Below are 24,193 nucleotides of genomic sequence, written 5' to 3' on the forward strand. Positions count from 1 at the left end.
CACCGGTACAAGTATGTGCCCACGCCGCGGCGCGGCATAGCGTAATCGACTACGCGAACCCGGCCCCGAACCTAGGCGCGCGCTACGCCTTCCGCGATACGCAATGCGCCGGGCGCGCTGGCCGGGACGGCCGGCATTGCGGGCGCCACGGGAGCGACGCGCACGTAGGGCGAACCAAGCGGCGGGCGCGGGTCCGGCTCTCCTCTGTTGGGCCACAACGAGGTTGCGCGCTCGGCGAGCGCGGTGATGGTCAGCGACGGGTTCACGCCCAAATTGGCAGTGATCGTCGAACCGTCGATGACGTGCAGCCCCGGATGCCCATGCATGCGGTGGTAGGGATCGACGACACCCTCGGAGCCGGTCTCGCCGATCACGCAACCGCCGATGAAGTGTCCCGTCATCGGGATATCCGCCAGATCCGCCCACGCGCCGCCGGCGATGCCGTCGAGGTGTTCCGCCGCGCGCCGGGCGACCTCGTGGCCGACCGGGATCCACGTCGGATTCGGCTCCCCCACGCCCTGACGGGTCGCCATCCGTCGCCCGAACAACCAGCGCCGCGTGTAGGTGGTCAACGAGTTATCGTGCGTCTGCATCACCAGCAGCGGGATGGTCTGTTCCGACCAGTGCTTCGGGTTTAGCAGGCGCCGGAGGTCTTGGCGTTGGCGCACAATCTCTTTCAGTCCCGTCCGCCAGCGGCCACGACCCTTTCCAAGCCCGTCCAGGCCGTCCACCAGGACGGTGCCGAGCAGCCCCATCAGGTTGGAGCCATGGCCATAGCGGCAGGGCTCCACATGGGTGTGGCCGTCCGGATGGATCGACGACGTGATCGCGACGCCCTCCGAGTAATCCACGTCGTCGCCGCGCGCCCGCACCGCCAGGATCGCCTCGGAGTTGGTCCGCGACAGCTCGCCGAGCCGGGCCGAGACGCGCGGCAGGCTGCCGCGGTCGCGCAACCGGTGCAGCAGCCGCTGCGTGCCCAGGGCGGCGGCCGAGAACACCACCTGCTCGGCGGTGAACGTACGCCGGCGCCGGCGGATCTTGCCCCCGGTGCGGCGCGTGATCACGTCAAATCCGCCGCCGGGACGCGGCCGGACATCGACGACCGTGGTCAGCGGATGGACCTGCGCGCCGAGCTTCTCCGCGAGGTACAGGTAGTTCTTGACCAGCGTGTTCTTGGCGTTGTGCCGGCAGCCCGTCATGCATTCGCCGCAGTGCAGGCAGGCGTTGCGGTCGGGTCCCGCCCCGCCGAAGTAGGGGTCACCGACTGGGGCGCCCGGGGTGGCGGGGACGCCGTCCCCACCGTCGAAGCACACCCCGACCCGGGTGGCATGAAAGGAATCCGCGACCCCGAGGTCGGTGGCGATCTGCAGCATCACCTTGTCCGAGGGCGTTATTCGCGGATAGGTCGCCACGCCGAGCATCCGCTTCGCCTGGTCGTACGGGGCCGCGAGTTCGTCTTTCCAGTCGGTGATGTGACTCCAGCGTGGGTCGGCGTAGAAGGGGTCACCCGGCTCGTACAGCGTGTTGGCGTAGACCAGCGACCCGCCGCCCACCCCGGCGCCGCTGAGCACCACGGCGTCGGAGAGCAGGTCGATGCGCTGGATGCCGTAGCAACCGACCGCGGGCTTGAACAGGTAATCCCTGACATGCCAACTGTTTTTGGCGAAGTCTTCGTCACGGAACCGTCGGCCGGCCTCGAGTACGCCGACGCGGTAACCCTTTTCGCTCAGGCGCAGCGCCGTGACGCTGCCGCCGAAGCCGGACCCGACGACGAGCACGTCGTAGTCGAATTGGGTCATGCGCCGACCCGCTCGGGTTCCTTGGCCGGTTGGACTTCCATGTAGTCCGCGAACGCCACCGTCCGCGCGCGCCGCTGATATTCGCGAACCAGGCCCGGCCAGTTGGTGGTGACCCGCCCCGAGGCGGCGCGGTACCAGGAGTCGCACGTGGTCCACACCCCGTTCTCGAGGCGGGACTGGATGCCGGTGTCGTAGGCCTGTTCAACGCTGCGCCGCACCTCGAACGCGCGACCAGGGGCGCCACTGGCGAGCCGCTCGGCGATCTGGCGGATGTAGCGGGCCTGCTGCTCCATCATCAGGATGATCGAGCTGCTGCCGAGATTGGTGTTGGGGCCGTAGATCAGGAACATGTTCGGGAAGCCGGGCACGGCCATGCCGAGGTGGGCGCGCGCCCCCTGGGCCCACTGCGCGTGCAGATCTCGCCCGTCGCGGCCGGTAATCGTCATCGGCGCAAGGAATTCGGTGGCCTTGAACCCGGTGCCGTAGATGATGACGTCGGCCTCATGCCGCCGGCCGTCGGCGGTGCGTACCCCGGTCGCCGTCACCTCGGCGACTTCGCCGGTCTCGACCGAGACGTTGTCGCGAGCCAGCGCCGGATACCACTCACTACTGAACAGCACCCGCTTGCAGCCGATCGGATAATCGGGGGTCACTTTGGCGCGCAACACCGGATCCTTGATGTGCCGCTTGATGTTCAACGCCGCGACTATGCCTATCAGCCGGGCCAGCGGGGCGACCTTGGTCAGCGCCAACCCGAAGAACTCCGAGATCTCCCAGATCAGCCCTCGCATGGCGGCGGCGAATCCCGGCACCTTCCTGAAGGCGGCATGGTGCGCCACGGTGTAGGCGCGATCCGGCTTCGGGATGACGTACGGCGCGGAGCGCTGAAAGACGGTGACGAGGGCCGCGGCCTCGCGGATGCGGGGGACGAACTGGATCGCCGACGCGCCGGTTCCGAGGACCGCCACGCGCTTGCCGGCGAGGTCGACGTCGTGGCGCCACTGCGCCGAATGGAATGACGGGCCCGCGAACGTGTCCAGCCCCGGGATGGCCGGAAACGCCGGACGGGACAGCTGGCCCACGGCGGGCACCAGGATGTCGGCCTCGACCGTCTCGCCCGCCGACGTCCTCACCCGCCAGGTGGCGGTGCCGTCGTCGTAACAGGCTGAGGTGACCTCCACGCCGGTCCGCACCGAGTCCCGCAGGCCGAACCGGTCGGCGGTGTCACGGATGTAAGCGAGGATGTCGGGCTGCTCGGCGTAACGCCGGCCCCAGTTCGCCTTGCGTGCGAACGAGTAGGAGTACAGGTTCGACGGGACGTCGCAGGCGGCGCCCGGGTAGGTGTTTTCCCGCCAGACGCCTCCGACATCGCCGGCCTTCTCCAGCACCGTCACGTCGGCGAGGCCGTCTTTGGATAGTTCGTACGCGGCGGCGAGGCCACCGAAGCCGGCCCCGATGACCAGCACGCGAGGGCGATGGGTCGACGTCATGGCTCAAACGCTAGGAGGGCGCGACGCGATGCCCGGAGTCGATTGCGGTCGAAAAATCCATAATTCCGGCCACAGCGCCGGACCGACGAACGCGTTCAGACGGCGAGAGACCGCGCGCGGGGCGCCACCGAGCGCTGGTAGCGGGCCGGCGTGGTGCCCGTCCAGCGTTTGAACGCGGCGATGAAGCTGGTCGCCTCGGCGTAGCCCAGGCGCAGCGCGACGTCGTCCACCGAAAGGGCGCCGGTGGCCAGCAGCTCCTCGGCCAGCACGCGATGGACCTCCTCGACCAGTTCCCGAAAGGTCGTGTTCTCCTCGGCCAGGCGCCGGCGCAGCGTCCGCTCGCTCATCGCCAATTGCCGGGCCACGGCCGCGATCGTGTGCGGTTCGCCGTCGATCGACGCCAGCCGTTCTCGCACCTGCAGTGCGACACCTGTCCTGGCCCGGCGGCGTTCCAGCAGGGCGCTGCACTGTTGCTCGCACATGGCCACGCTCATCTCGCTGGCGCGGGGCAGCCGTTTGTCCAGCAGCGCGAGCGGCAGGCGTGCGACATTGGCCGGCGAGTCGTACCGCGGTGCCACGCCGAACGCGTCGTGGGCCGCGTCGGCACCCGACGGCGGCGCCGGGCCGGTGAATTCGATCGAGGTGAACGGGACCCGGCTGCCCAGCAATTCCGCCATGACGCGCGCGATCGCCGCGAGGTCACGGCGCACCAGAAACTCGGCCACCGGACCGGTGAGGTCGGGCAGGTCGAGCCGCAGCGCGGCCACCGGTCCCTCGACGGTGACGGTTGGCAGGCAGAAGCCGTAGCTGAGCTCGTAGTACCGCGCCGCGAAGCGGACGGCATCGCCCAGCGTCGAACTGGTCAGGCAAGCGAAGCCGAAGATCCCGAGCGACCCGACGTGATAGCTGCCGCCAACCCGCATGCCCAGGTTGGCCGCGTCACCCAGCAAGTTCACCAGATTCGTCGCGACCGCCAATTCCTGGCGCCCGACGATCATCCGGTCGTGATCGCGCAGGTCGGCTTCCGACAGTCCCGACCCGTTGAGCACGTCCGCGACGGCAAGCCCGTTCTTGCAACCGAACTCGGTCATCAACGCGACACTGGCCGTGCTCCGCGGGAAATCCCAATGCGACACCTGGGATCCGACGAACACCTGCACATCTCCCAGTATGGCCAATAATCTCCGGCCGAATGGCCGCATCGCCATCGCGCCCCCGGGCGGGCCGCCGACCCTTTACCCGGGTGGACAGCGGGAGTATCGTTCGCGCGTGTCAGCCTGGCGCGGTGAGCGTGGTCGGAGGTGACGCCGGTGGGTCGTGTCGCGGTGATCACCGGGGCCAGCCGGGGAATCGGCGCCGCAACCGCATTGGCCTTGGCGGAGCAGGGATTTCGGGTGGTGGTCAACTACCGGTCCAGCGCCGCGGAGGCCGACGAGGTGGTGGCGGCCGCGACGTCCGCCGGTGGCGAGGCCATCGCGATCCGAGCCGATGTCACCGAACCCGACGACGTCGCCGCGATGATCGGCGAAACCACCCGGAGGTGGGGCGGCGTCGACGTGCTCGTGCACAACGCACTGATCCCCTACGCCGTCACCTCGTTCGCCGACCTGAGCTGGGAGCAACTGGGCGGCAAACTGGACCGAGAACTACATGCCGCCTTCCTGATGACCAAAGCCGTTGTGCCCGAAATGATTTCGCGAAGCTATGGCCGGCTGATCTATCTCACCACGGTGCTGTCTCGCCGGCCCCGGCAGGGCATGATCACGGTGGGAACCGCCAAGGCGGCAATGGACCAGTTTGTCCGGTACGTCGCACTCGAGCTGGCCCCGCACCAGATCACCGCGAACCTCGTTTCGCCCGCCACCGTTGCCGATCCCACGGCGAACGCGTTGCTGACGCCCGCAGAGATACACCAGCTCGGCGCGACGAATCCCATGGGGAGGCTTGTCAGCCCCGGCGAGGTGGCCAACACGGTGGCGTTCCTGGCCGGCGAGGACTCCGGTTTCATCACCGGCCACTGCCTGGAGGTCAACGGCGGCCTGGCCATGAACTGAGAAGGGGATTCGGTGTGCAGACGATCGATCTCGCTTACGTCGGGCGTGGCATTCACGAGGAGCTGGTCGCCCATGTCGCCGATCAGGAGGGCTTCTACCAGGACGAAGGTGTCCACGTCGCCATCCGCGACGGGGTCGGCTGGAAAGCGGAGCGGCTGCGCCACGCCGCGGTGATCGGCCTGGGCCGCGCCCTGCTGTCGCGGCTGCAGGACGGGATCAGCTGGAAAGCGTTGAGCGTCAACACCGATCGCCCGCTGTTCTGGTTTCTCGGCAACGCCGAGGTGAAGTCGATGGCGGACCTTCGCGGGCGTCGACTGGCCGTGCACGCCGGCGACAACCCGCCGGGGACCTTCGCCCGCATCGTCCTGCGCAAGCACGGGCTGGACCCAGACCGCGACCTGCACTGCGTGGTGCGGCATCCGGGTGACTACCAAATGGACCTCCGCCGGTTGCGTGACGGCTCGATCGATGCCGCCTACGTTGGCAGCACCCTCTCCCCCGAACAGGTCGCCGCCGAAGAGGGGTTCCACCTGCTGGCCTGGGTCGGCGACCACTTCCAGATCCCCACGGTGGGCGTCGCCGTCGACCCCGTGCATATCCCACCGGACAGCCCGGCGCTGCAGGCCGTGATCCGGGCCAACCGACGTGCGCTGCGGCTTCTCGCCGAACAACCCGGCCGTGCCGCCGTCTACGTCAACTGGTTCCTCGACCGGCTCACTCCCGACGAAGCGCAACGGCACTACGAGCGTTATGTCGGCCCGTATTTCACTCCCGACTATCGGGTTGACCTGGACGCCGCGCAGCGGGCGATCGACGCGGTCGCCGGGGAACTCGGTGTCGCCCCGATAGCTGCTGCGGCCTTCTATGAATGCGGCGGCGGCCTTCGATCTGCTGGTGAGGCTGTCGCAGACCTCTAACACTCCGTTGGCCGACCTGGCCCGCAGGCTGATCCAGATCGACCACCCCAGCAGATGACCGCTCGGGCCCGAAAAGCCAACGGACGGTGAGCAGTTAGGCAGCCAGGTCGTCGTCGGCGCGGCGGACCGCGGCCGCGCGCTTGCCACGCCGCCAACCACGAACCGCGGCGATCGCGGACTTCAGACCGCGACGGCGGCCGGTCGCCGGATCGGTGCCCACAAAGCCGGGCTCGAGCTCGGCGAACATCCGCTCACTGCGCGTCTCCGGCGCGTTGTCGGCGTCGTCACGCAGATACTTGTTCGGCAGCGAGAGCTTGGCCAGCGTGCGCCATGTCTTGGCATACTGAAACAGGAAAGAGCCTGTGGTGTAGGGCAAGTCGTACTTGTCGCAGACCTGGCGCACCCGCACCGAGATCTCGTGCAGCCGGTTACTCGGCAGGTCCGGGTACAGGTGGTGCTCGATCTGGTGGCACAGGTTGCCGCTCATGAAACGCAGCGCCGGGCCTGCCTCGAAGTTGGCGCTACCCAGCATCTGACGCAGGTACCACTGCCCCTTGGTCTCGCCGATCATGTCGGTCTTGGTGAATTTCTCTGCGCCGTCGGGGAAATGGCCGCAGAAGATCACCGCGTTTGCCCACACGTTGCGAATCACGTTGGCAAGCGCGTTGGCCTTCAACGTGGACTTGTAGGTGGCGCCGGGCGACAGCGACGTCAGAGCAGGGAACGCGACGTAATCCTTGAGTACCTGGCGGCCGGCTTTGGCCAAGAATTCGTCGACCCGTTGCCGGGCCTCGTCGTTGTCCATGCGGCGCTTGGCGATCTTGCCGAGTTCCACGTGCTGCAGGCCAACTCCCCACTCGAAGAGCAGCGCGAGCATGGTGTTGTACACCAGGTTGAGGAGGTTGAAGCGCTTCCAGCGCTGGTCGCGAGTGACGCGCAGCAGGCCGTAGCCGACATCGTCGTCCATCCCGAGAATGTTGGTGTACTTGTGGTGCACGAAGTTGTGCGTGTAGCGCCAGTGCTTGGACGACCCGCTCATGTCCCACTCCCACGTCGAGGAGTGGATCTCGGGGTCGTTCATCCAGTCCCACTGGCCGTGCATGACGTTGTGGCCGATCTCCATGTTCTCGACGATCTTGGCCACGCCCAGGGTCACCGTCCCCGCCCACCAGGCCGAACGCCGCGAGCTGGCGACCAGCAGCAGCCGGCCCGTCACCTCGAGCGCGCGCTGGGCCGCGATGGTGCGGCGGATGTAGCGAGCGTCCCGCTCGCCGCGTGAGTCTTCTACGTCCTGGCGGATGGCATCGAGCTCAACGGCCAGGCTTTCGATATCGGCGTCCGTCAGATGGGCGAATACGTCGACGTCTGTGATCGCCATCGTCGTCATCTCCCTGCGGTCGATTGGTTGGTCTTAACGTTCCAGACCTACGCTATCGTAACCTACGAAGCCGTAGGTTACCTGTGAGTAGCCTTTAAATGTCGAGCACGCAATCGCCCGAAGCCGCGGACACGCAGGTCTGCACCCGAGTCCCCGGGTCGTGCTCCTGGCCGGTCCGCAGATCACGCACGTGCCCCTCGACCAGGCTCACCACGCACGACTGGCAAATCCCCATGCGGCACCCGAAGGGCATCTGCACCCCCACGCCCTCGCCCGCGTCCATCAGCGACGTCGCGGCGTCGGCAGCCGCGGTGCGTCCGCTTTGGGCGAAGGTAACCGTTCCCCCGGCGCCGGTGGGTGCGGCCTTGGACACCGCGAACCGCTCGAGGTGCAAGCGCTCGCCGATGCCCGCGGCCGACCATACGCGCTCGGCCTCGGCGAGCATGCCTTCCGGCCCGCAGGCCCAGGTCTGCCGGTCGCGCCAGTCCGGCACCTCCCGATCCAGCACCGACAGGTCGAGACGGCCCTGCGTGCGTGTCTCGCGTAGCCGCATCCGATAACCGGGATGCTCGGCGGCCAGCGCGGCCAACTCGGCCCGGAACATGACATCGGATTGGGTGGGCGCCGAGTGCACGTGAGCGATGTCACCAATTTGGTTGCGGCGCACCAGGGTCCGCAGCATCGACATCACCGGCGTGATCCCGGATCCGGCGGTGAGGAACAGGATCGACTCGGGCGCCGGGTCGGGCAGCACGAAGTTACCCTGCGGCGCGGCAAGCCGGACGATGGTGCCCGGCTCGACGCCGGCCACCAGGTGCGACGACAAAAATCCCTCCGGCATCGCCTTCACGGTGATGGTCACGGTGCGGCCGGAACCGGAGCGCGCGGTCCCGCCGGCCGGAGCCGAGGTGAGTGAATACGACCGCCAGCGCCATCGCCCGTCTATCAGCAGCCCGATGCCGATGTACTGGCCCGGCTGGTAGTCGAAATTGAAACCCCAGCCCGGCTTGATCACCAGGGTCGCGGAATCTTCCGTCTCGCGGCGCACCTGCAAGATCCGTCCCCGCAATTCGCGCGCCGACCACAGCGGGTTGGCCAGATGCAGATAATCGTCGGGCAGCAGCGGCGTAGTGATGCGGGCTGCCAGCTTGCGCAGTGCGTGCCAGCCGGGATGCCGGTCCGCGCCGGCGACAACGGGTCGCTTGGTATCGACGACGTTGCCCGTGATCGATGGGTTACGTCTGCCCAGGGGAAGCTCCTGCTCACGATGTGTCGTCTGACTTGCGCTCACATTGTGATCGATTCTGTGCGCTCCACGAAACCTACGGTACCGTAACCTACGGTGTCGTAGCTAGCGCCGCAGCGTGGATCACCTCACATCAGCTCCAGCAGAAACGGCAACTCCTGGTTGGCGTACCAGGCCAGATCGTGGTCCTGCGCGTCGCCGACGATCAGGTCCGCGTCCTCGTCACCCAGGTCCGCGGCGTCGACGGCCTCGATGGCCTTCGCCACCGCCGGTTCGGCCCCGGCGTTGTCGACGTAGGCGGCGATCACGTCCTCGATCGGCACCGGACCGGACAGCCGGACCACGGCGTCGTCGAGGTCGGGACGGTACGTGACCTCCTCGACGTCGGCGGCCAACACCGCGCGCCGCGGCCGCAGTGACTCCGCCCCTTCGGCTTCCGTTTCCCGGGCGGCCAGCAGGCGCAGCGACGCCAGCGCCGCCTCGCGCAGCGCCACGTCGGCGAGCTCGTCGTCGTCGCCCTCGGCGTAGGCCTCGCGCAACCTCGGCGTCAGCGCGAACGCGGTGCCGTTGACCGGCCGCAGCGAGCCGTCGGCGACGAGCTGCGCCAACATGGGCAGCGTGGCGGGGATGTATACGACCGTCATAAGCGGCTAGATGAGCGTGGCCGCGTAGTCGTCGACGTACGTCGACAATTCGCGGGGCGGGCGCTGGTAGTTACCGCTGACGACGGGCCGCTCCGGCAGCTTGACCTTCGGCGTCTCGACGTCGTGGTAAGGGACGGTGGACAGCAAATGGGCCATCATGTTTATTCGCGCGTGTTTCTTGATGTCCGATTCCACGATGTACCAGGGGCTCACCGGGGTGTCGGTGTGCACCATCATCTCGTCCTTGGCACGCGAATAATCATCCCACCGGTATAGCGATTCCATGTCCATCGGGGACAGTTTCCATTGCCGCACAGGGTCGTTGCGCCGGGCCTTAAACCGGCGCAGTTGTTCGGCCTCGGAAACCGAGAACCAGTATTTGCGCAACAATATCCCGTCGTCGATCAGCATCTGCTCGAAGATCGGCGTCTGCCGCAGGAACAGCGCATGCTCTTGGGGTGTGCAATATCCCATCACCTGCTCGACGCCGGCCCGGTTGTACCAGGACCGATCGAACAGCACGATCTCCCCTTTGGTAGGGAGGTGGGCGATGTAACGCTGGTAATACCACTGTCCGCGCTCCCGGTCGGTCGGCGCGGGCAAAGCCGCGATGCGGGTGATGCGGGGGTTCAGATATTCGGTGATCCGCTTGATGGTACCGCCCTTGCCCGCCCCGTCGCGGCCCTCGAAGATGACAACCAGGCGTTGTTCGGCGTGCCGCAACCACTCCTGCAGTTTCACCAATTCGGTTTGCAGCCGGAACAATTCGGCTTCGTAGACGTGGTCCGAAATCTTGGGCACGGCCGGCCGGGCCGACTTTTTCTTGTTCGGCGCGCCGTTACTTTTCGCGGTGCTCACAGCAACGAATGATAGCCCCACGCAGGGGTTTTCATCGCCGACTAGGACCGGGACGCCTCGAGTAGTTCTTCGAGCGCCTGGTTCAGCAGCCCGGGCAGCAGGTCGACATCGCTCATGGCTTCGCGGTCGGCGTTGATCCCGTAGTACAGCTCGCCGTTGTACGAGGTCACGCCGATGGCCAGCGCCTGATTGTGCAGCAGCGGCGGCACCGCATAGGTCTCCAGCAACTTGGTGCCCGCGATGTACATCTGCGACTGCGCGCCGGGGGCGTTGGTGATCAACAGGTTGAACGTGCGCTTGGAGAAGCTCGGAAAACTGGTCGCCACCCGGATGCCCATGGCGTGCAGGGTCGGTGGGGCGAAACCCGACAGGGTGACGATGGTCCTGGCGTCCACCAGCTGGGCGGCCGTCGGGTTCGACTCGGTTGCGTGCGCGATCTGCGACAGCCGCACCACGGCGTTGGGCTCTCCCACCGGCAGGTCGACGAGAAACGGCATCACCTGGCTGATCGCCTGACCGGGACCGCTCGCGTCGAGGTCGCCGTCGTCGTAGACCGGCAGCGGCGCCATCGCCCGCACCGTCGCGGTCGACGACACCGCCACTCCCCGTGACATCAGCCAGTTCCCCAGCGCGCCGGCGATCACCGCGAGGACAACGTCGTTGACGTCGCAGTCGTAGCGCGCACGCACGGTGCGGTAATCCTCGAGCCTGCCCCGCGCGACCGTGAACCGCCGGTGCCGCGACACGGTGGCGTTGAGCGGGCTGCTGGGTGCGGTCCCCCGGGCCACGGTGCGCACCAGGTCGACGGCCCGGCGGCCGGCCTCGAGCAGCTCGCCGTGGTTGGTCACCAGACCGCCGATCATCGACCCGACGGCCTGCAGCTGGGCGCCCGGTCCCGTGACCCATTCACTGATCGCGCCCAACACCAGCCGGGTGTTGCCGGGGTCGCGCTCCGGTATCCAGATGTCCTCGGGGAAAGGTGGCGGCCGCTTCGTCCGATCCCCGATGACGTGATTGATCTCCAGCGCCGACATGCCGTTGATCAATGCTTGATGCGACTTGGTGTAGAGGGCCAACCGGTTCTGGGACAGGCCTTCGACCAGGTACATCTCCCAGAGCGGGCGCGACTTGTCCAGCGGCCGGGCGGCCAGCCGCGCGATCAGCTCGTGCAGCTGCTCGTCGCTGCCCGGCGAGGGCAACGCCGAGCGCCGCACGTGATAGGTGATGTCGAAGTCGTTGTCGTCCACCCACACCGGTCGCGCCGTGCCGACCCGCACTTCCCGCACCTTCTGCCGGTAGCGCGGTATCTGTGGCAGCCGCTGCTCCACGGTGGCCAGTAAGTTCTCGTAGCTCAAGCCGGCACGGGGGCGACGCAGGATCGACAGCGATCCGACGTACATGGGGGTCGCGGTGTTCTCCAGCCGATAGAACGACGCGTCCGGCGGGGACAAGCGAGTCACCATGCGGCGCCGTCCTCCTGGTCAGTTCGTCGCCCGTGCGCTCGGGGCCCCTGGACCCGTGGGGCCCGATGTCCCGACCACGGTAATCGTGTGGCAGTGCACCAAGTCAGCGTGGGTACGCGCGCGGCCGAGTTGTGCCATGATGACCACTGACTAACCGCTGTCTGCCCCTCTCCAGCAGGCTTGAAGGTCCGGCCGCAGAGTTGGAGAGTGCGCGTTGAACAGTAGTCCCGTTGCGAATCCATCTGACGCTTTCACCGTCATACCAGTCGCCGACTACGAGCCGCCGACGCAGGACGTTCCGCGCACCGTCCCCCATTGCGGGCAATCCGCCCGACCGCCGTTGCGCCGCCGCAGCAGCCACGCACCCGCGCGGCCCTGCACCGGGCAACCCGGCGGGGGGTCGGCACCGGATCCGAGCGCGGTCGTGTCCCCGCGGCTGCGCCAGGCGGCCGTCTTCGCCGACGCCGCGCTGCGCCGCGTGCTGGAGGTCATCGACCGCCGCCGTCCTCCCGTCCAATTGAATCCGCTGCTGGCGCCAAGCCTGGTGGATTCGGTTGCCGCGGTTGGTCGTTCGGCCGCAAGCCGTAATCGCGACGCCGCCGTATTGCGCCGCATGCGGGTGCAGCCGTCCGGTCACCCTGAGCCGGATTCGGCGGTCGAGGTCTTCGGTTCCTACAGCCGCGGTAACCGGATGCACGCTATCGCCGGCCGGGTCGAGCGGGTCACCGCTGCGGGCGGCACCCGATGGATGGTGGTGGCCCTGCACATCGGATGACGGCGGCCACTCGGTCAGGTCGTCGCTGCGGTGCCGGCCGCCCGCGGGCCGCCGGCGTAACGGGTGAGGATCGGCCCCACGATCGCCATGATGAAAACGTAGGACGTCGCCAGCGCCGCGACGGCGGGCAGCGACTTGCCCGCCAAACCGATGATGATCAGCGAGAACTCACCGCGGGCGATCAGCGCGGTGCCCGCCCTCAGTTGCCCGCGCCGAGCCACCCCGTCGTGCCGGGCGGCGAACATCCCGGTGGCCACCTTGGTCGCCGCGGTCACCGCCGCCAGGATCAGTGCCGCCGGCAGCATCGGAACCAGTTCGTGCGGGTCCACCGAGTAGCCGATCGCCAGGAAGAAGATGGCGGCGAACAGGTCGCGCAGCGGGCCCAGCACCTGGCGCGCCCGCTCGGCCGTCTCGCCGGTCAGGGTGAGGCCGACGAGGAAGGCGCCGACGGCGGCCGAGGCGTGCAGCGACTCGGCCATGGCCGCCACGATCAGGGTGATGCCCAGCACCCGCAGCATGAGCTGTTCGGAGTCGGGGTGTTCCACCAGCCGGTCCACGTGGTGGCCCCATCGGTAGGACGCGGCGAACGCCGCCATCAGCGCGCCCACGGCCACGACCATGCCGCCGACGGCGTGCAGCCACCCGCCGCCCGAGGCCAGTACCGCGAACAGCGGCAGGTAGGCGGCCATCGCGAAATCTTCGAGCACCAGCACCGACAGCACCGCCGGGGTCTCCCGGTTGCCGAGCCGGTGCAGGTCCCCCAGCAGTCGCGCGATGACGCCCGACGAGGAGATGTAGGTGACGCCGGCCAGGCACAGAATGGCCACGCCGTCCAATCCCATCAGCCAGCCGGCGATCGCGCCGGGTGCGGCGTTGAGCACGATGTCGACGCCCGCGGACGGCAGGTGGTGGCGCATGCTGGAGGAGAATTCGGCCGCCGAGAACTCGCAGCCCAGGGTGAGCAGCAGCAACACCACGCCGATGGGTGCGCTGGTGGTGATGAACTGCCCGCCGGCCGCCAAGGGGAGAATGCCGCCGTTGCCCAAGGCCAGGCCCGCCAGCAGGTACACCGGTATGGGCGACAACGCGAATCGCCGTGCGGCGGCGCCCAATACGGCCAGAGTGGCCAGGAGGGCGCCGAGTTGCAGCAGCAGCGTCCCCGAAATCTGCACCGGCTCAGCCTTTGTCGATAATTCTCTCGACGCCCGCGATGCCGTTCTCGGTGCCGATGACGATCAGAACGTCTTGGGCGTGCAGCATCTCGGCCGGCCCAGGCGAGGCCAGCACTTCCTCGTTGCGCACGATCGCCACGATGGACGCGCCGGTACGGGTGCGAGCCCGCGTGTCTCCCAACGGGTGATCCACGAAGGGGCTGCCGGCCAAAATGTGCACCTGGCCCGTCTCGAGTCCGGGGATTTCGCGGGCCAGCTCGGTGAACCGCTCGGCGATCCGCGGCGCCCCCAGGATCTGGGCCACGGCTTCGGCCTCCTGATCGTTGAGGTGGAGCAGCGGCCGGGCCTCGTCCGGATCTTCGCGCGCATACACGACGACATCGAAATCGCCGCTGCGCCGAGCGATGATGCCGATGCGGTCGCCGTTGCGATCGGTGAATTCGTAGCGAAGACCGACCCCGGGGAGCAACACCTCCTTGACATCCATAACGTCAATCCTGACAGGTCGCCCGGCGCTACTGTAAGCGGATGGATGGAAACACCGTCAGCGTCGAGCGTGTCATCAAGGCGCCGCCCGGCGCGATCTTCGCGCTGCTGGCCGACGCGGGCAAGCACGCCGGCTTCGACGGCTCGGGATCGGTGAACCACGCGTCGGAAACTTCGATCCCGCTGACGATGGGTTCGAAATTCTCGATGGCGATGCGGGGTCGCAAGGAAACGCTGTTCATCCCCTACCGCACCACCAACACGGTTATCGAGTACGAACCGGATCGCCGCATCGCGTGGCAGACCTTCGGGATGGGCGGTCTGGTCGGCGGCCGCATCTGGCGATACGAACTCGCGGCCACCGACGCCGGCACGCTGGTGCGCGAAACCTGGGACGTGTCGCGCGACAAGCAGAAGTGGATGATCACCAGCGGTTCCATGCCCCGCCAAACCGAGCAGGGCATGGCCGCGACGCTGGAGCGGATCGCCGCGCTGCTGGAAACCTAGTGCAGTTCCGCCGGTTGGCCGGGGCCTCGGCGCTGGCGGCGTCCTAGCGGCAGCAGCGCCGGTACCTCGCGCCGGTAGTTGCGATAGTCGTCGCCCAGCGCGGCAACCAGGTCTCGCTCTTCGAACTGCGTGGCGATCAGGATGTAGCCCGTCATCGCGATCGAGAAGAGCAGATGCCCGGCCGTCATGGTGGGCGCCGCCCAGAAGGCGATGATGAAACCGAACATGAGCGGGTGACGCACCAGTCGGTAGAAGAACCGAACCCGGAAATCAAGGTCGGTGTAAGGCTTTGCGCGCCAAGCGAAGTAGACCTGCCGGAGCCCGAACAAGTCGAAATGGTTGATCATGAACGTCGACGCCAGGGCGATCGCCCAGCCGAGCCAGAACAGCGTCCACAACGCCAGGCGTCCGAGCGGTACTTCAACCTCCCAGATGACGGCCGACATCGTTCGCCACTGCCAATACAGCAGCACCAGCACGACGTTGGACACCATCACGTAGGTGCTGCGCTCTATCGAAGGCGGCACCAACCGCGTCCACCGCGACTTGAACCCCGGCCGTGCCATGACGGTGTGCTGGAGCCCGAACAGACCGAGCAGCACCATGTTGACCAGCACCGCCTGGCCGATCGGCGCGGATATCCCATGGTCGACCGTCCTCGGCACCCAGAAGTTGCCCAGGAACGCGACAAGATACAGAAATACGGCAAGAAAGAGCAGATAAGCGGCCGCGCCGTAGCCGACCGTCAGATAACGCTTCATTTGCTGATTGTGCGCCTGATCGGCGCGCACGCATATAGGTCATTTGCCCCAATTTTCTGCGGGCGCGGCCGCTGGCGTGGCCGCTCACCGGTCGATCATTTGAGGCAAACGCCTCATGTGGCGGCGCACGGGGCGGACCGATGATCACGGGTGACAGGCCTACCTCGAGAAGCACGGAGACACATCATGAGCGAGTCCACAGGCAACAGCCCTGCCATCGAGCTGCTCGTTGCTCACCCGGCGCACGTGCCGGACGGCGCACGGATCGACGCAATCGATATCGGCCGGCGCGTTGGTGGCCGACAACTCCTGCACGACATGTCGCTCTCCGTCGAGCCCGGCGAACTGGTCGCCGTCGCCGGCGGTAGCGGAGCCGGCAAAACCACGCTGCTGGAGGTCCTCGCCGGGCTGCAACCGCCGTCCGCGGGCGAGGTACGGCACGACGGCGTCGTCCCGCGCAACCGCGCCCGCGCCGGCGCGACGGTCGGCTACGTGCCCCAGGACGACATCATCCACCTCGAGATGCCCCTGCGCCGCACCCTGCGCTACGCGGCGATGCTACGGCTCCCCGGCGGCACATCCGCGGCCGAAGCTGAGCGGGTCGTCGACGAAACCCTGCAAAGCCTCGACCTGTCCGACCGGGCCGACGTGCCGGTGCGTGCGCTGTCCGGCGGCCAGCGCAAGCGGGCCAGCATCGCCGTGGAGTTGCTGACCCGGCCACGCCTCTTCTTCCTCGACGAACCCACTTCCGGGCTCGATCCCTCCACCGCCGCTGAGGTGATCCGCCTGCTGCGCCGGCTCAGCCGGCGGGGCGTCACCGTTGTGCTGACCACCCACGAGCCGGCCGCCATCGAGCAGTGCGACCGCGTGATATTTCTGGCGCGCGACGGCCACCTGGCCTTCGCCGGCACCCCGGGCGCGGCCCGCCGCTACTTCGGCGTGCAAGACCTCACCGAGGTCTACGACCGCCTCGCGGGGGAACGCACTCCGCGGGTCTGGGCGGATCGGTTCGCCGACGGCCGCGAGAAGCCAACGGCCCGGCCCGGATTCACTCGCGAGTCCGTCTCGGCCACGCCGCCCGGCGTCAATCGCACGGGCACGGTCCGGCAATGGTGGCTCCTCACCCGCCGCAACGTCGATGTTCTGTTTCGCAATCGGCTGACCCTGGCGATCCTGCTCGGCTCGCCGGTGCTGGTGACGGCGATGATGGCGACGTTGTTCAAGCGGGGTGCGTTCGATCCGGGTGACGCCGCCGGCGTCGGTCCGGCCCAGATCGTGTTCTGGATCGCCTTCGACGGCTTCTTCTTTGGGCTCACCTACGGCTTGCTACAGATCGTCGGCGAGTTTGCCGTCTTCCGGCGCGAACGCCTGGCCGGGCTCAGCGTGGGCGCGTACGTGGCATCAAAGGTGGCGGCGCTGCTGCCAATTCTCGCGGCGGTGAGCGCGGTGTTGCTGGTGGTGCTGCGGGCGCTCGGCCGACTCCCCGCGCTCGGGTGGCACGTGTACGCCGTGCTGTTCGCGACCGTTGTGATCGAAGCGATCTCGGCACTGGCGCTGGGGCTGTTCGCCTCGGCCGCCGTCTCCAACGCCGCGCAGGCGGCCCTTGCCCTGCCGATGCTGTGCTTCCCTCAGGTCCTGTTCGGGGGCGCCATCGTGCCCGTCGACCAGATGGCCACGCCCGGACGCCTGATGAGCCTGGTCCTGTCCAACCGCCACGCCTTCGACGCGTTGGGCCGCGACCTGCGACTCGACCGCTACACCACCACGCTGCCCGCCATGTCCGCCTACCGGCAGACCTTTCAGGGAGGCAACGTCGTAAGCCTCATCGCGCTCGGCTCGTTCGCCGTCGCCCTCACGCTGGCCACCGCGTGGGTGCTGGACCGGCGATCCCGGCCCGGCGCATCCATGCGATGACCGCCGCGCCGGGCGGGCTTTCGTGGACGGTCGTCAGTTGGCGACGCCGCCGCTCAAGCCGTGCCGGGTCGCGTACAAGCTGGCTCCGATCCGGTTCGAGACCTCGATCTTGGCGTAGATGTGTTCGACGTGATTGCGTACCGTCTTCTCGGAAATCCAGAGTGCCGAGGCGATCTCCTTGTTGGAAAGCCCCTGTGCGACATGGAGCAACACTTCGGCCTCGCGCCGCGTCAATCCCGCCGGCCTGGCGGCTCTGCGCGACGGCCGGTGACCCGCGGCTTCCAGGACGGCTTCGACCGCGTCACCGTCCAGGCGGCCGCGCACCGCCCCGTCTCGCAATTTCCTGGCCGCGGCGTCCCCGTCGTGGGCATCGCGATAAGGCCGCGGTTCCGTTGCGGAGCAATAGCTTTCGGCGGCCGCGAGCACACGGTCACGAACCGACAGGTCATCACCGCGCAGACCGTTCGGGTAGCCCGACCCGTCCAGCCGCTCGTGATGGTTCACCGCGACCTCCCGGACGGCCTTGAGCCCACCGACCCGGGCCAGGATCCTGCCGGTCAGATAGGGGTGCAAATGCACGCGCTCGCGTTCGGCATCGGTCAAGGCGCCCGGCTTTTCCCACACCTGGTTCGACACGCCAATCCGACCGAGATCGTGAACGTAGCCCGCGCGGCGCAGGATGTCGATCTCGTCTTGCGGCAGCCCCGCGCATTGCCCGGCGCTCTCCGCCAGTTGCGCGACGGCACGCGAATGACCAAGAGAAAAAGGGCATTTCAGATCCACGAAGTCACCCATCGCGCACAGAAGTCGGTCCAGCGCCGGTCCGCTCATCGCCTCGCCCGGATCCGGCGCCAGACCGGCGGCCGTCGACCACACGTCTTCGTTCTCGCGTAGCAGGTCGCCGGCGGCCGCGGCGAACACCGCGACGATATCCGGGTCGAACTGTTTGCCGCTGCGACGGCGAATCTCCGAGATTGCGGCGCCCGCGCCGTAAGCGCGATGGTGCACGTCGGCGATGTCGCAGATCTGCGCCACCCGCATCGCCACGGGTATCTGGCTTCCGGCGGCGCCGGCGGGGAGACCGCTACCGTCCCATCGTTCGTACGCGTAGGGCAGGGCTTTACACACATCGGCGCCCAGCCCGATCTCCTCGGCCAGCAGCGCGGCCGACAGGCAGTGGGAGTGCACCAACGCGCCGAGATTTCCGCGCGCGTCCCAGAAAACCTTGGCCGCCAACTGGGCTCGTTTCGGCAACGTCGTCCCACGGCCCAGATTGGTCATGAGAAATCGGCGGTACGGCGCGCCCGACCAGTCGATGTAGTGGCTGTCATGTCGCACCGCGATGTCGTCGCCGAACCACTGCGCATACTCGTGCGAGTCGGCGTGACAGCCGATCCACATCACCAGGGCCGTGTAGAAGACGGTCCCGCACTCGCGCTCGTCGAGGCCCAGCCGCGTCGCCAATCTCGACCCCATCGCCGCCGACCGCAGCATGTGATCCATCGGCTGCCCGAGCCCGAGGTCGATCGCCAGAGATAGCGCCGCCAGGACATCGGTCCGCGACACGGCTCCGTCGAAGGGCATGGAACTCGTCCCTTTCTCGGCCCCTCATCGGCGCGGCGCCTGTATAGCCACACGAAAGCCGATGCCTGATAAGCCTAGGGCATGGGGGTTGCCAGCCGCACGCTGTCGGCGAGCGTGAAGCTAGTCGCGCCCGGGCGAGACGCTAGCTTCACAGTCGGCGCAGGGGCGCCTACGGTCCGATCGCCGGGCTCAGCGCCGCTTGACCGACTTGGGCGACTTGGTGCCGCGGCCCTGTTGCCTCGCCGCGGCGCGGCGCTCACGCCGGCTGGCGCCGCCGGGCACCCCGGCCGGGGCCTTACCATCGCCACCGTTGCGCTGCAGCGCCGCCGAGCCGTCCTCGGACGGACCGGAATAGGTCATGGCCGGCGCCTCGGTCTCGATCCCCTTGGCGCGCAACTGGGTTGGCGCCTCCTCACGCACGGCCGTCGCCGCGCCACCCTGCTGCGCGGCGGCCGCGGTGGCGAATTCCTCCAACCCCTCCGGCGCTTCGACCGGCGCGACCTGCGGGCTGGGTACCGCCTCGACGGTGACATTGAACAGGAAGCCGACCGACTCCTCCTTCATACCGTCGAGCATCGCCATGAACATGTCGTAACCCTCGCGCTGGTACTCCACCAACGGATCGCGCTGCGCCATCGCGCGCAGCCCGATGCCCTCCTTGAGGTAGTCCATCTCGTAGAGGTGCTCGCGCCACTTGCGGTCGATGACGTTGAGCAGCACGTTGCGTTCCAGCTGGCGCATCGCGCCCTCGCCGGCGATCCCCTCGAGTTCGGCTTCCCTTGTGGCGTAAGCGTTTTCGGCGTCTTTCAGCAGCTCCTCGAGCAATTCCTCCCGGGTGAGGTCGTCTCGGTCGGAGTCGGCGTCGTGCTGGGTCAGCGGCGCGTGATCGATGCCCACCGGGTACAGCGTCTTCAGCGCCGTCCACAGGGCCTCCAGGTCCCAATCCTCGGCGTAGCCCTCGGCGGTCGCGCCGTTCACGTAAGCGGTGACCACGTCGCGGACCATGTCCAGCGCCTGCTCCTTGAGGTTCTCACCCTCCAGGATGCGGCGACGCTCGGCATAGATCACCTTGCGCTGCTGGTTCATCACCTCGTCGTACTTCAGGACATTCTTGCGGACCTCGAAGTTCTGCTGCTCCACCTGGGTCTGGGCGCTCTTGATCGCGCGGGTGACCATCTTGGCCTCGATCGGCACGTCGTCGGGCAGGTTCAGCCGGTTGAGCATCGCCTCGAGCGCCGCGCCGTTGAACCGGCGCATCAGTTCGTCACCCAGCGACAGGTAGAACCGCGACTCACCCGGGTCGCCCTGCCGGCCGGAGCGGCCGCGCAGCTGGTTGTCGATGCGGCGCGACTCGTGGCGCTCGGTGCCGAGCACATACAGGCCACCGGCCTCGATCACCTCTTCAGCCTCTTTGGCCGCCTCCTCCTTGACCTTGGGCAGCTCCTCATGCCAGGCCGCCTCGTACTCGTCGGGCGTCTCCACCGGGTCGAGGCCGCGCTCACGCAGCCGCTGGTCGGCGAGGAAGTCGGGGTTGCCGCCCAGCACGATGTCGGTACCGCGGCCGGCCATGTTGGTGGCCACGGTGATGCCGCCGCGGCGGCCTGCGACGGCGACGATGGTCGCCTCCTGCTCGTGAAACTTCGCGTTGAGCACGTTGTGCGGCACGCGGCGCTTCTGGAACTGCCTCGACAGGTACTCCGAGCGCTCGACGCTGGTGGTACCGATCAGCACCGGCTGGCCCTTTTCGTAGCGCTCGACGACGTCATCGACCACGGCGATGTATTTGGCTTCCTCGGTCTTGTAGATCAGGTCGGACTGGTCGGCGCGGATCATCGGCTTGTTGGTCGGGATGGGGACCACGCCCAGCTTGTAGATTTCGTGCAGCTCGGCCGCCTCGGTCTGGGCGGTTCCGGTCATGCCGGCGAGCTTGTCGTAGAGCCGGAAGTAGTTCTGCAGCGTGATGGTGGCCAGCGTCTGGTTCTCGGCCTTGATCTCGACGTGCTCTTTGGCCTCGATGGCCTGGTGCATGCCCTCGTTGTAGCGGCGGCCATAAAGCACGCGGCCGGTGAACTCGTCGACGATCAGGACCTCGCCGTCACGCACGATGTAGTCCTTGTCGCGATTGAACAGCTCCTTGGCCTTCAGCGCGTTGTTGAGGTAGCTGACCAGCGGCGAATTGGCCGCCTCGTACAGGTTGTCGATGCCGAGCTGGTCCTCGACGAACTCCACGCCCAGCTCGTGCACCCCGACGGTGCGCTTGCGCAGATCCACCTCGTAGTGGGTGTCCTTCTCCATCAGCGGCGCCAACCGGGCGAACTCGCTGTACCAGTTCGAGGCGCCGTCGGCGGGGCCGGAGATGATCAGCGGGGTGCGCGCCTCGTCGATCAGAATGGAGTCGACCTCGTCGACGATGGCGAAGTTGTGCCCGCGCTGCACCAGGTCGTCGAGAGAATGCGCCATGTTGTCGCGCAGGTAGTCGAAGCCGAACTCGTTGTTGGTGCCGTAGGTGATGTCGGCGTTATAGGCGACCCGGCGCTCGTCTGGTGTCATCTGCGCCAGGATCACGCCGACGTCCAGGCCGAGGAAGCGGTGCACGCGGCCCATCCACTCGCTGTCGCGTTTGGCCAGGTAGTCGTTCACGGTGACGACGTGCACACCCTTGCCGCCGATGCCGTTCAGGTAGGCCGGCAGCACCGAGGTCAGCGTCTTGCCCTCGCCGGTCTTCATCTCGGCGACGTTGCCGAAGTGCAGTGCGGCGGCGCCCATCACCTGCACGTCGAAGGGCCGCTGGTCAAGCACCCGCCAGGCGGCTTCGCGGGCCACCGCGAAGGCCTCCGGCAGCAGGTCGTCTAGGCTTTCGCCGTCGGCGTGCCGCTTCTTGAACTCGTCGGTCTTGGCCCGCAACTCGGCGTCGGTGAGCTTCTCGATCTCGTCGGACAAGGTGTTGACGTAGTCAGACACCCGCTTGAGACGCTTGAGCATGCGACCTTCGCCAAGGCGCAGCAACTTCGACAGCACAGCTATGTCCCCTGTTGGTAGGAGTCTTGTATTGAGCGACTCCCATGGTAGGCGACGACCCCCCGATGGCCGCCGAACCTCAGGAGAGCCTGATCAGCCCGTAGTCGTAGGCGTGCCGTCGGTAGACCACGCAGGGCCGTTCGGTCTGCTTGTCGTGGAACAGGAAGAAGTCGTGTCCGACGAGCTCCATCTCGTAGAGCGCGTCGTCGACCGTCATCGGCGTGGCCGGGTGCTCCTTGGTCCGCACGATCCGTCCGGGCTCATGGTCGCGCTCCACGCCGTCGTGCCCGTCCGGCGGGGACTGCGCCGCGCTGCGCGGCGGGGCAGGTGGCGGCACCGCGGTGGCGGCGGCCAATGACACGGGGGTCTTGTCGCCGTAGTGCACCTTGCGACGGTCCTTGACGCGGCGCAGCCGGTTCTCCAGCTTGTCGACCGCGGACTCGAACGCGGCGTAGAAACTATTGGCGCAGGCTTCCGCCCGCGTCACCGGGCCGCGGCCACGGGCGGTGATCTCCACGCGCTGACAGGATTTACGCTGACGCCGGTTGGGCGCGTGCTTGAGCTCGACATCGAAGAGATAGATGGAGCGATCGAACCGCTCGAGGCGAGCGAGTTTTTGCGAGACGTACAGACGGTAATGATCGGGGATTTCCACGTTGCGGCCCTTGAACACAACGTCGGCGGTGGTTGTCGGTGGGGCTTGCCCGTCGGTGACGGGCGGTTGGTCCAGAATCTGACCGGAATCCACGGATAGCCTTGACATACGTGACAACTCGTTTCTCTTCTTCACGTCACACGCGCCCTGCGTGCCCGGCTGATTAACGCGCCGACGAGGTGGGAGCGGTTCGAGACTGGCTACCGCCGCAGGCTGCCCGCCGGAGCAAGGTGTCGATTACTCACCCCTTCCCGCGGATGGGTCTCACCTGCACGTTCGCGACCAGTGAGTCAGACCGATGAGTCGTTCTTCGTTGTTCTCGACGTTAGCTCGTGTTCGCCCGCCGATGCCACTAATTTCGTCGAGCTGTTGCATGTTCTTCACAACCTCTTGGCCGGCCCATAAGTTGGCGGCCGCGGCCGATTCAGACCGCGGCGATCGCCAGCACCGCGGCGACCCGAACCCCAGCGGCCTGCAGGATCCGCACCGATTCGCGGGCCGTCGCCCCGGTGGTGACGATGTCGTCGACGAGGATGACTTCGCCGCGCGGCGGCGAGCCGCGCAGCACCACCCGGCCGGCGATGTTGCGCTCGCGCGCCGTGGTCCCCAGGCCCACCGAGTCGCGCGTCAGCGCCTTGAGCCGCAACGCCGGCGCGACCGTGACGTCCGGATGCCGCGCCACCGCGGCGCGCGCCAGCCGGGCGACGGGGTCACCGCCGCGCCGGCGCGCGGCCGAACGCCGGGTGGGTGCGGGCACGACGGTCAGCGGGGTCGGCACGATCCCCCACGACACCAGCCGGTGCACCCCGATGGCCAGTGCGCGGGCCAACGGTTCGACGAGGTCGGCGCGGCCCTGCTCCTTGAGCGCCAGGATCGCGCGCCGCCGTGCATTGGCGTAGCGGCCCAGCGCGAACACCGGGACCTCCGGGTCGATGCGCGGGTTCACCACATGCGGCTGATCGGCGGTCACCGACAGCTCGAGGGCGCACGCGTCGCACCAACGGGTCGACGGCGCCCCGCAGCCGCCGCATTCGGCCGGCAGGAACAGATCGAGCATGGCGTCAGTGTGCCGCCCGGGTGTGACAGCCGCCCGCTCGCGCTACCCCGGCACCGCCTCGATCAGCGCTGCGGGCCCTCCATCGTCCGCACGGCGACGCGCCGCAAACCCGATTGGTCGATATTCGCGACCGTGCGTTTGCCGATCAAAGTGACAACGGCCCGCATTCACGCGCGGCCGGTATTGCCATGGCCTACAAGGTCGTTGAGCACTCACAGGCACGCTGGCGGGCCATCAGCACCCCGCACTTAGTCGCCTCGTCCGTGCCGGCGCGGCGTTCCACGAATGCAAAACTGCTCGAACGCCTCATCGGCATCACGCTCACCGAACCTATCGAGCCAACCGAGACGGAGGTCGGCTGAAACAACACCGATCCACAGGTATTGACAATTGGTGTCATGACCAAATACTGACG

The 24,193-nt window shown here is 67.6% G+C and carries 21 protein-coding genes and 1 pseudogene; 7 read left to right on the forward strand and 15 right to left on the reverse strand.

Annotated features, from left to right (window positions below; translation table 11 throughout):
- Window positions 1-71 precede the first annotated feature (71 nt).
- The 3 genes from AC5Y4H_RS15030 to AC5Y4H_RS15040 all read right to left on the reverse strand — a co-directional run bounded on the left by AC5Y4H_RS15030 (window position 72) and on the right by AC5Y4H_RS15040 (window position 4,449).
- Window positions 72-1,799, reverse strand: coding sequence for a GMC oxidoreductase (locus AC5Y4H_RS15030; protein ID WP_499982954.1), 1,728 nt, complete (start codon window positions 1,797-1,799; stop codon window positions 72-74).
- A complete protein-coding gene (locus AC5Y4H_RS15035) occupies window positions 1,796-3,289 on the reverse strand; it encodes a flavin-containing monooxygenase (protein WP_499982957.1) in 1,494 nt (497 codons plus the stop codon). Before AC5Y4H_RS15035 ends, AC5Y4H_RS15030 begins: the two co-directional genes overlap by 4 nt.
- A gap of 95 nt (window positions 3,290-3,384) precedes the next feature.
- On the reverse strand, window positions 3,385-4,449 hold the full coding sequence (locus AC5Y4H_RS15040) for an AraC family transcriptional regulator (RefSeq protein ID WP_499982958.1): 1,065 nt from the start codon (window positions 4,447-4,449) through the stop codon (window positions 3,385-3,387).
- Between the two features lie 150 nt (window positions 4,450-4,599).
- Between AC5Y4H_RS15040 and AC5Y4H_RS15045 the strand changes: the two genes are divergently transcribed.
- From AC5Y4H_RS15045 to AC5Y4H_RS15055, 3 genes are read left to right on the forward strand one after another with little or no spacing between them, the layout of a single operon-like run.
- Window positions 4,600-5,343, forward strand: a complete 744-nt coding sequence (locus AC5Y4H_RS15045; RefSeq protein WP_499982960.1) for an SDR family NAD(P)-dependent oxidoreductase — start codon at window positions 4,600-4,602, stop codon at window positions 5,341-5,343.
- 14 nt (window positions 5,344-5,357) lie between these two features.
- The gene (locus AC5Y4H_RS15050; protein WP_499982961.1) at window positions 5,358-6,260 is read left to right on the forward strand and encodes an ABC transporter substrate-binding protein; all 903 of its coding nucleotides are present in this window, start codon (window positions 5,358-5,360) and stop codon (window positions 6,258-6,260) included.
- A complete protein-coding gene (locus AC5Y4H_RS15055; RefSeq protein WP_499982964.1) occupies window positions 6,208-6,318 on the forward strand; it encodes an ANTAR domain-containing protein in 111 nt (36 codons plus the stop codon). Before AC5Y4H_RS15050 ends, AC5Y4H_RS15055 begins: the two co-directional genes overlap by 53 nt.
- 36 nt (window positions 6,319-6,354) lie before the next feature.
- Here AC5Y4H_RS15055 and AC5Y4H_RS15060 read toward each other — a convergent pair whose 3' ends face one another.
- The 5 genes from AC5Y4H_RS15060 to AC5Y4H_RS15080 form a co-directional block, all read right to left on the reverse strand.
- Window positions 6,355-7,638, reverse strand: coding sequence for a fatty acid desaturase family protein (locus AC5Y4H_RS15060; protein ID WP_499982965.1), 1,284 nt, complete (start codon window positions 7,636-7,638; stop codon window positions 6,355-6,357).
- A 94-nt stretch (window positions 7,639-7,732) separates the two neighbouring features.
- Window positions 7,733-8,887, reverse strand: a complete 1,155-nt coding sequence (locus AC5Y4H_RS15065; RefSeq protein ID WP_499983048.1) for a ferredoxin reductase — start codon at window positions 8,885-8,887, stop codon at window positions 7,733-7,735.
- Window positions 8,888-9,012: 125 nt separating this feature from the next.
- Window positions 9,013-9,528 (reverse strand): DUF6912 family protein, encoded by a 516-nt coding sequence (locus tag AC5Y4H_RS15070; RefSeq protein ID WP_499982968.1) that lies wholly within the window; start codon window positions 9,526-9,528, stop codon window positions 9,013-9,015.
- Window positions 9,529-9,534: 6 nt separating this feature from the next.
- Window positions 9,535-10,386, reverse strand: a complete 852-nt coding sequence (ppk2, locus tag AC5Y4H_RS15075) for a polyphosphate kinase 2 (RefSeq protein WP_499982971.1) — start codon at window positions 10,384-10,386, stop codon at window positions 9,535-9,537.
- A 41-nt stretch (window positions 10,387-10,427) separates the two neighbouring features.
- The gene (locus AC5Y4H_RS15080) at window positions 10,428-11,849 is read right to left on the reverse strand and encodes a WS/DGAT/MGAT family O-acyltransferase (protein WP_499982972.1); all 1,422 of its coding nucleotides are present in this window, start codon (window positions 11,847-11,849) and stop codon (window positions 10,428-10,430) included.
- Window positions 11,850-12,063: 214 nt separating this feature from the next.
- Here AC5Y4H_RS15080 and AC5Y4H_RS15085 point away from each other — a divergent pair, with 214 nt between their 5' ends.
- A complete protein-coding gene (locus AC5Y4H_RS15085) occupies window positions 12,064-12,624 on the forward strand; it encodes an Rv3235 family protein (RefSeq protein ID WP_499982973.1) in 561 nt (186 codons plus the stop codon).
- 14 nt (window positions 12,625-12,638) lie between these two features.
- Here AC5Y4H_RS15085 and AC5Y4H_RS15090 read toward each other — a convergent pair whose 3' ends face one another.
- Complete coding sequence (locus AC5Y4H_RS15090) at window positions 12,639-13,796, reverse strand: cation:proton antiporter (protein WP_499982974.1); 1,158 nt, start codon at window positions 13,794-13,796, stop codon at window positions 12,639-12,641.
- A 4-nt stretch (window positions 13,797-13,800) separates the two neighbouring features.
- Complete coding sequence (locus AC5Y4H_RS15095; RefSeq protein WP_499982976.1) at window positions 13,801-14,283, reverse strand: cation:proton antiporter regulatory subunit; 483 nt, start codon at window positions 14,281-14,283, stop codon at window positions 13,801-13,803.
- Window positions 14,284-14,324: 41 nt separating this feature from the next.
- On the opposite strand from AC5Y4H_RS15095, the gene AC5Y4H_RS15100 reads away from it, so the two are divergent.
- Window positions 14,325-14,789: an SRPBCC family protein gene (locus AC5Y4H_RS15100; protein ID WP_499982978.1), complete on the forward strand. Its 465-nt coding sequence runs from the start codon at window positions 14,325-14,327 to the stop codon at window positions 14,787-14,789.
- On the opposite strand, the gene mddA is transcribed toward AC5Y4H_RS15100, so the two are convergent.
- Window positions 14,786-15,550 (reverse strand): methanethiol S-methyltransferase, encoded by a 765-nt coding sequence (gene mddA, locus AC5Y4H_RS15105; RefSeq protein ID WP_499982980.1) that lies wholly within the window; start codon window positions 15,548-15,550, stop codon window positions 14,786-14,788. The two genes, AC5Y4H_RS15100 and mddA, sit on opposite strands and share 4 nt — an antisense overlap.
- 186 nt (window positions 15,551-15,736) lie before the next feature.
- On the opposite strand from mddA, the gene AC5Y4H_RS15110 reads away from it, so the two are divergent.
- Window positions 15,737-17,464 (forward strand): ABC transporter ATP-binding protein/permease, encoded by a 1,728-nt coding sequence (locus tag AC5Y4H_RS15110; RefSeq protein WP_499982981.1) that lies wholly within the window; start codon window positions 15,737-15,739, stop codon window positions 17,462-17,464.
- 33 nt (window positions 17,465-17,497) lie between these two features.
- Here the strand turns inward: AC5Y4H_RS15110 and AC5Y4H_RS15115 are convergent, their stop codons facing one another.
- The 4 genes from AC5Y4H_RS15115 to AC5Y4H_RS15130 all read right to left on the reverse strand — a co-directional run bounded on the left by AC5Y4H_RS15115 (window position 17,498) and on the right by AC5Y4H_RS15130 (window position 23,778).
- Window positions 17,498-19,048 carry an HD domain-containing phosphohydrolase gene (locus AC5Y4H_RS15115; protein ID WP_499982983.1) on the reverse strand — a complete coding sequence of 517 codons (1,551 nt, stop codon included), beginning with the start codon at window positions 19,046-19,048 and terminating at the stop codon, window positions 17,498-17,500.
- Between the two features lie 189 nt (window positions 19,049-19,237).
- Window positions 19,238-22,066, reverse strand: a complete 2,829-nt coding sequence (gene secA, locus AC5Y4H_RS15120) for a preprotein translocase subunit SecA (protein WP_499982985.1) — start codon at window positions 22,064-22,066, stop codon at window positions 19,238-19,240.
- 79 nt (window positions 22,067-22,145) lie between these two features.
- Entirely contained in the window at window positions 22,146-22,814 is a 669-nt protein-coding gene (gene hpf / locus AC5Y4H_RS15125) for a ribosome hibernation-promoting factor, HPF/YfiA family (protein WP_499983049.1), read from the reverse strand.
- A 331-nt stretch (window positions 22,815-23,145) separates the two neighbouring features.
- Entirely contained in the window at window positions 23,146-23,778 is a 633-nt protein-coding gene (locus AC5Y4H_RS15130; protein WP_499982987.1) for a ComF family protein, read from the reverse strand.
- Between the two features lie 108 nt (window positions 23,779-23,886).
- Here AC5Y4H_RS15130 and AC5Y4H_RS15135 point away from each other — a divergent pair.
- Window positions 23,887-24,140, forward strand: a pseudogene (locus AC5Y4H_RS15135) (IS256 family transposase); the annotation flags it as partial.
- Window positions 24,141-24,193: the final 53 nt, after the last annotated feature.

Source organism: Mycobacterium sp. NGS58 (assembly GCF_059812385.1).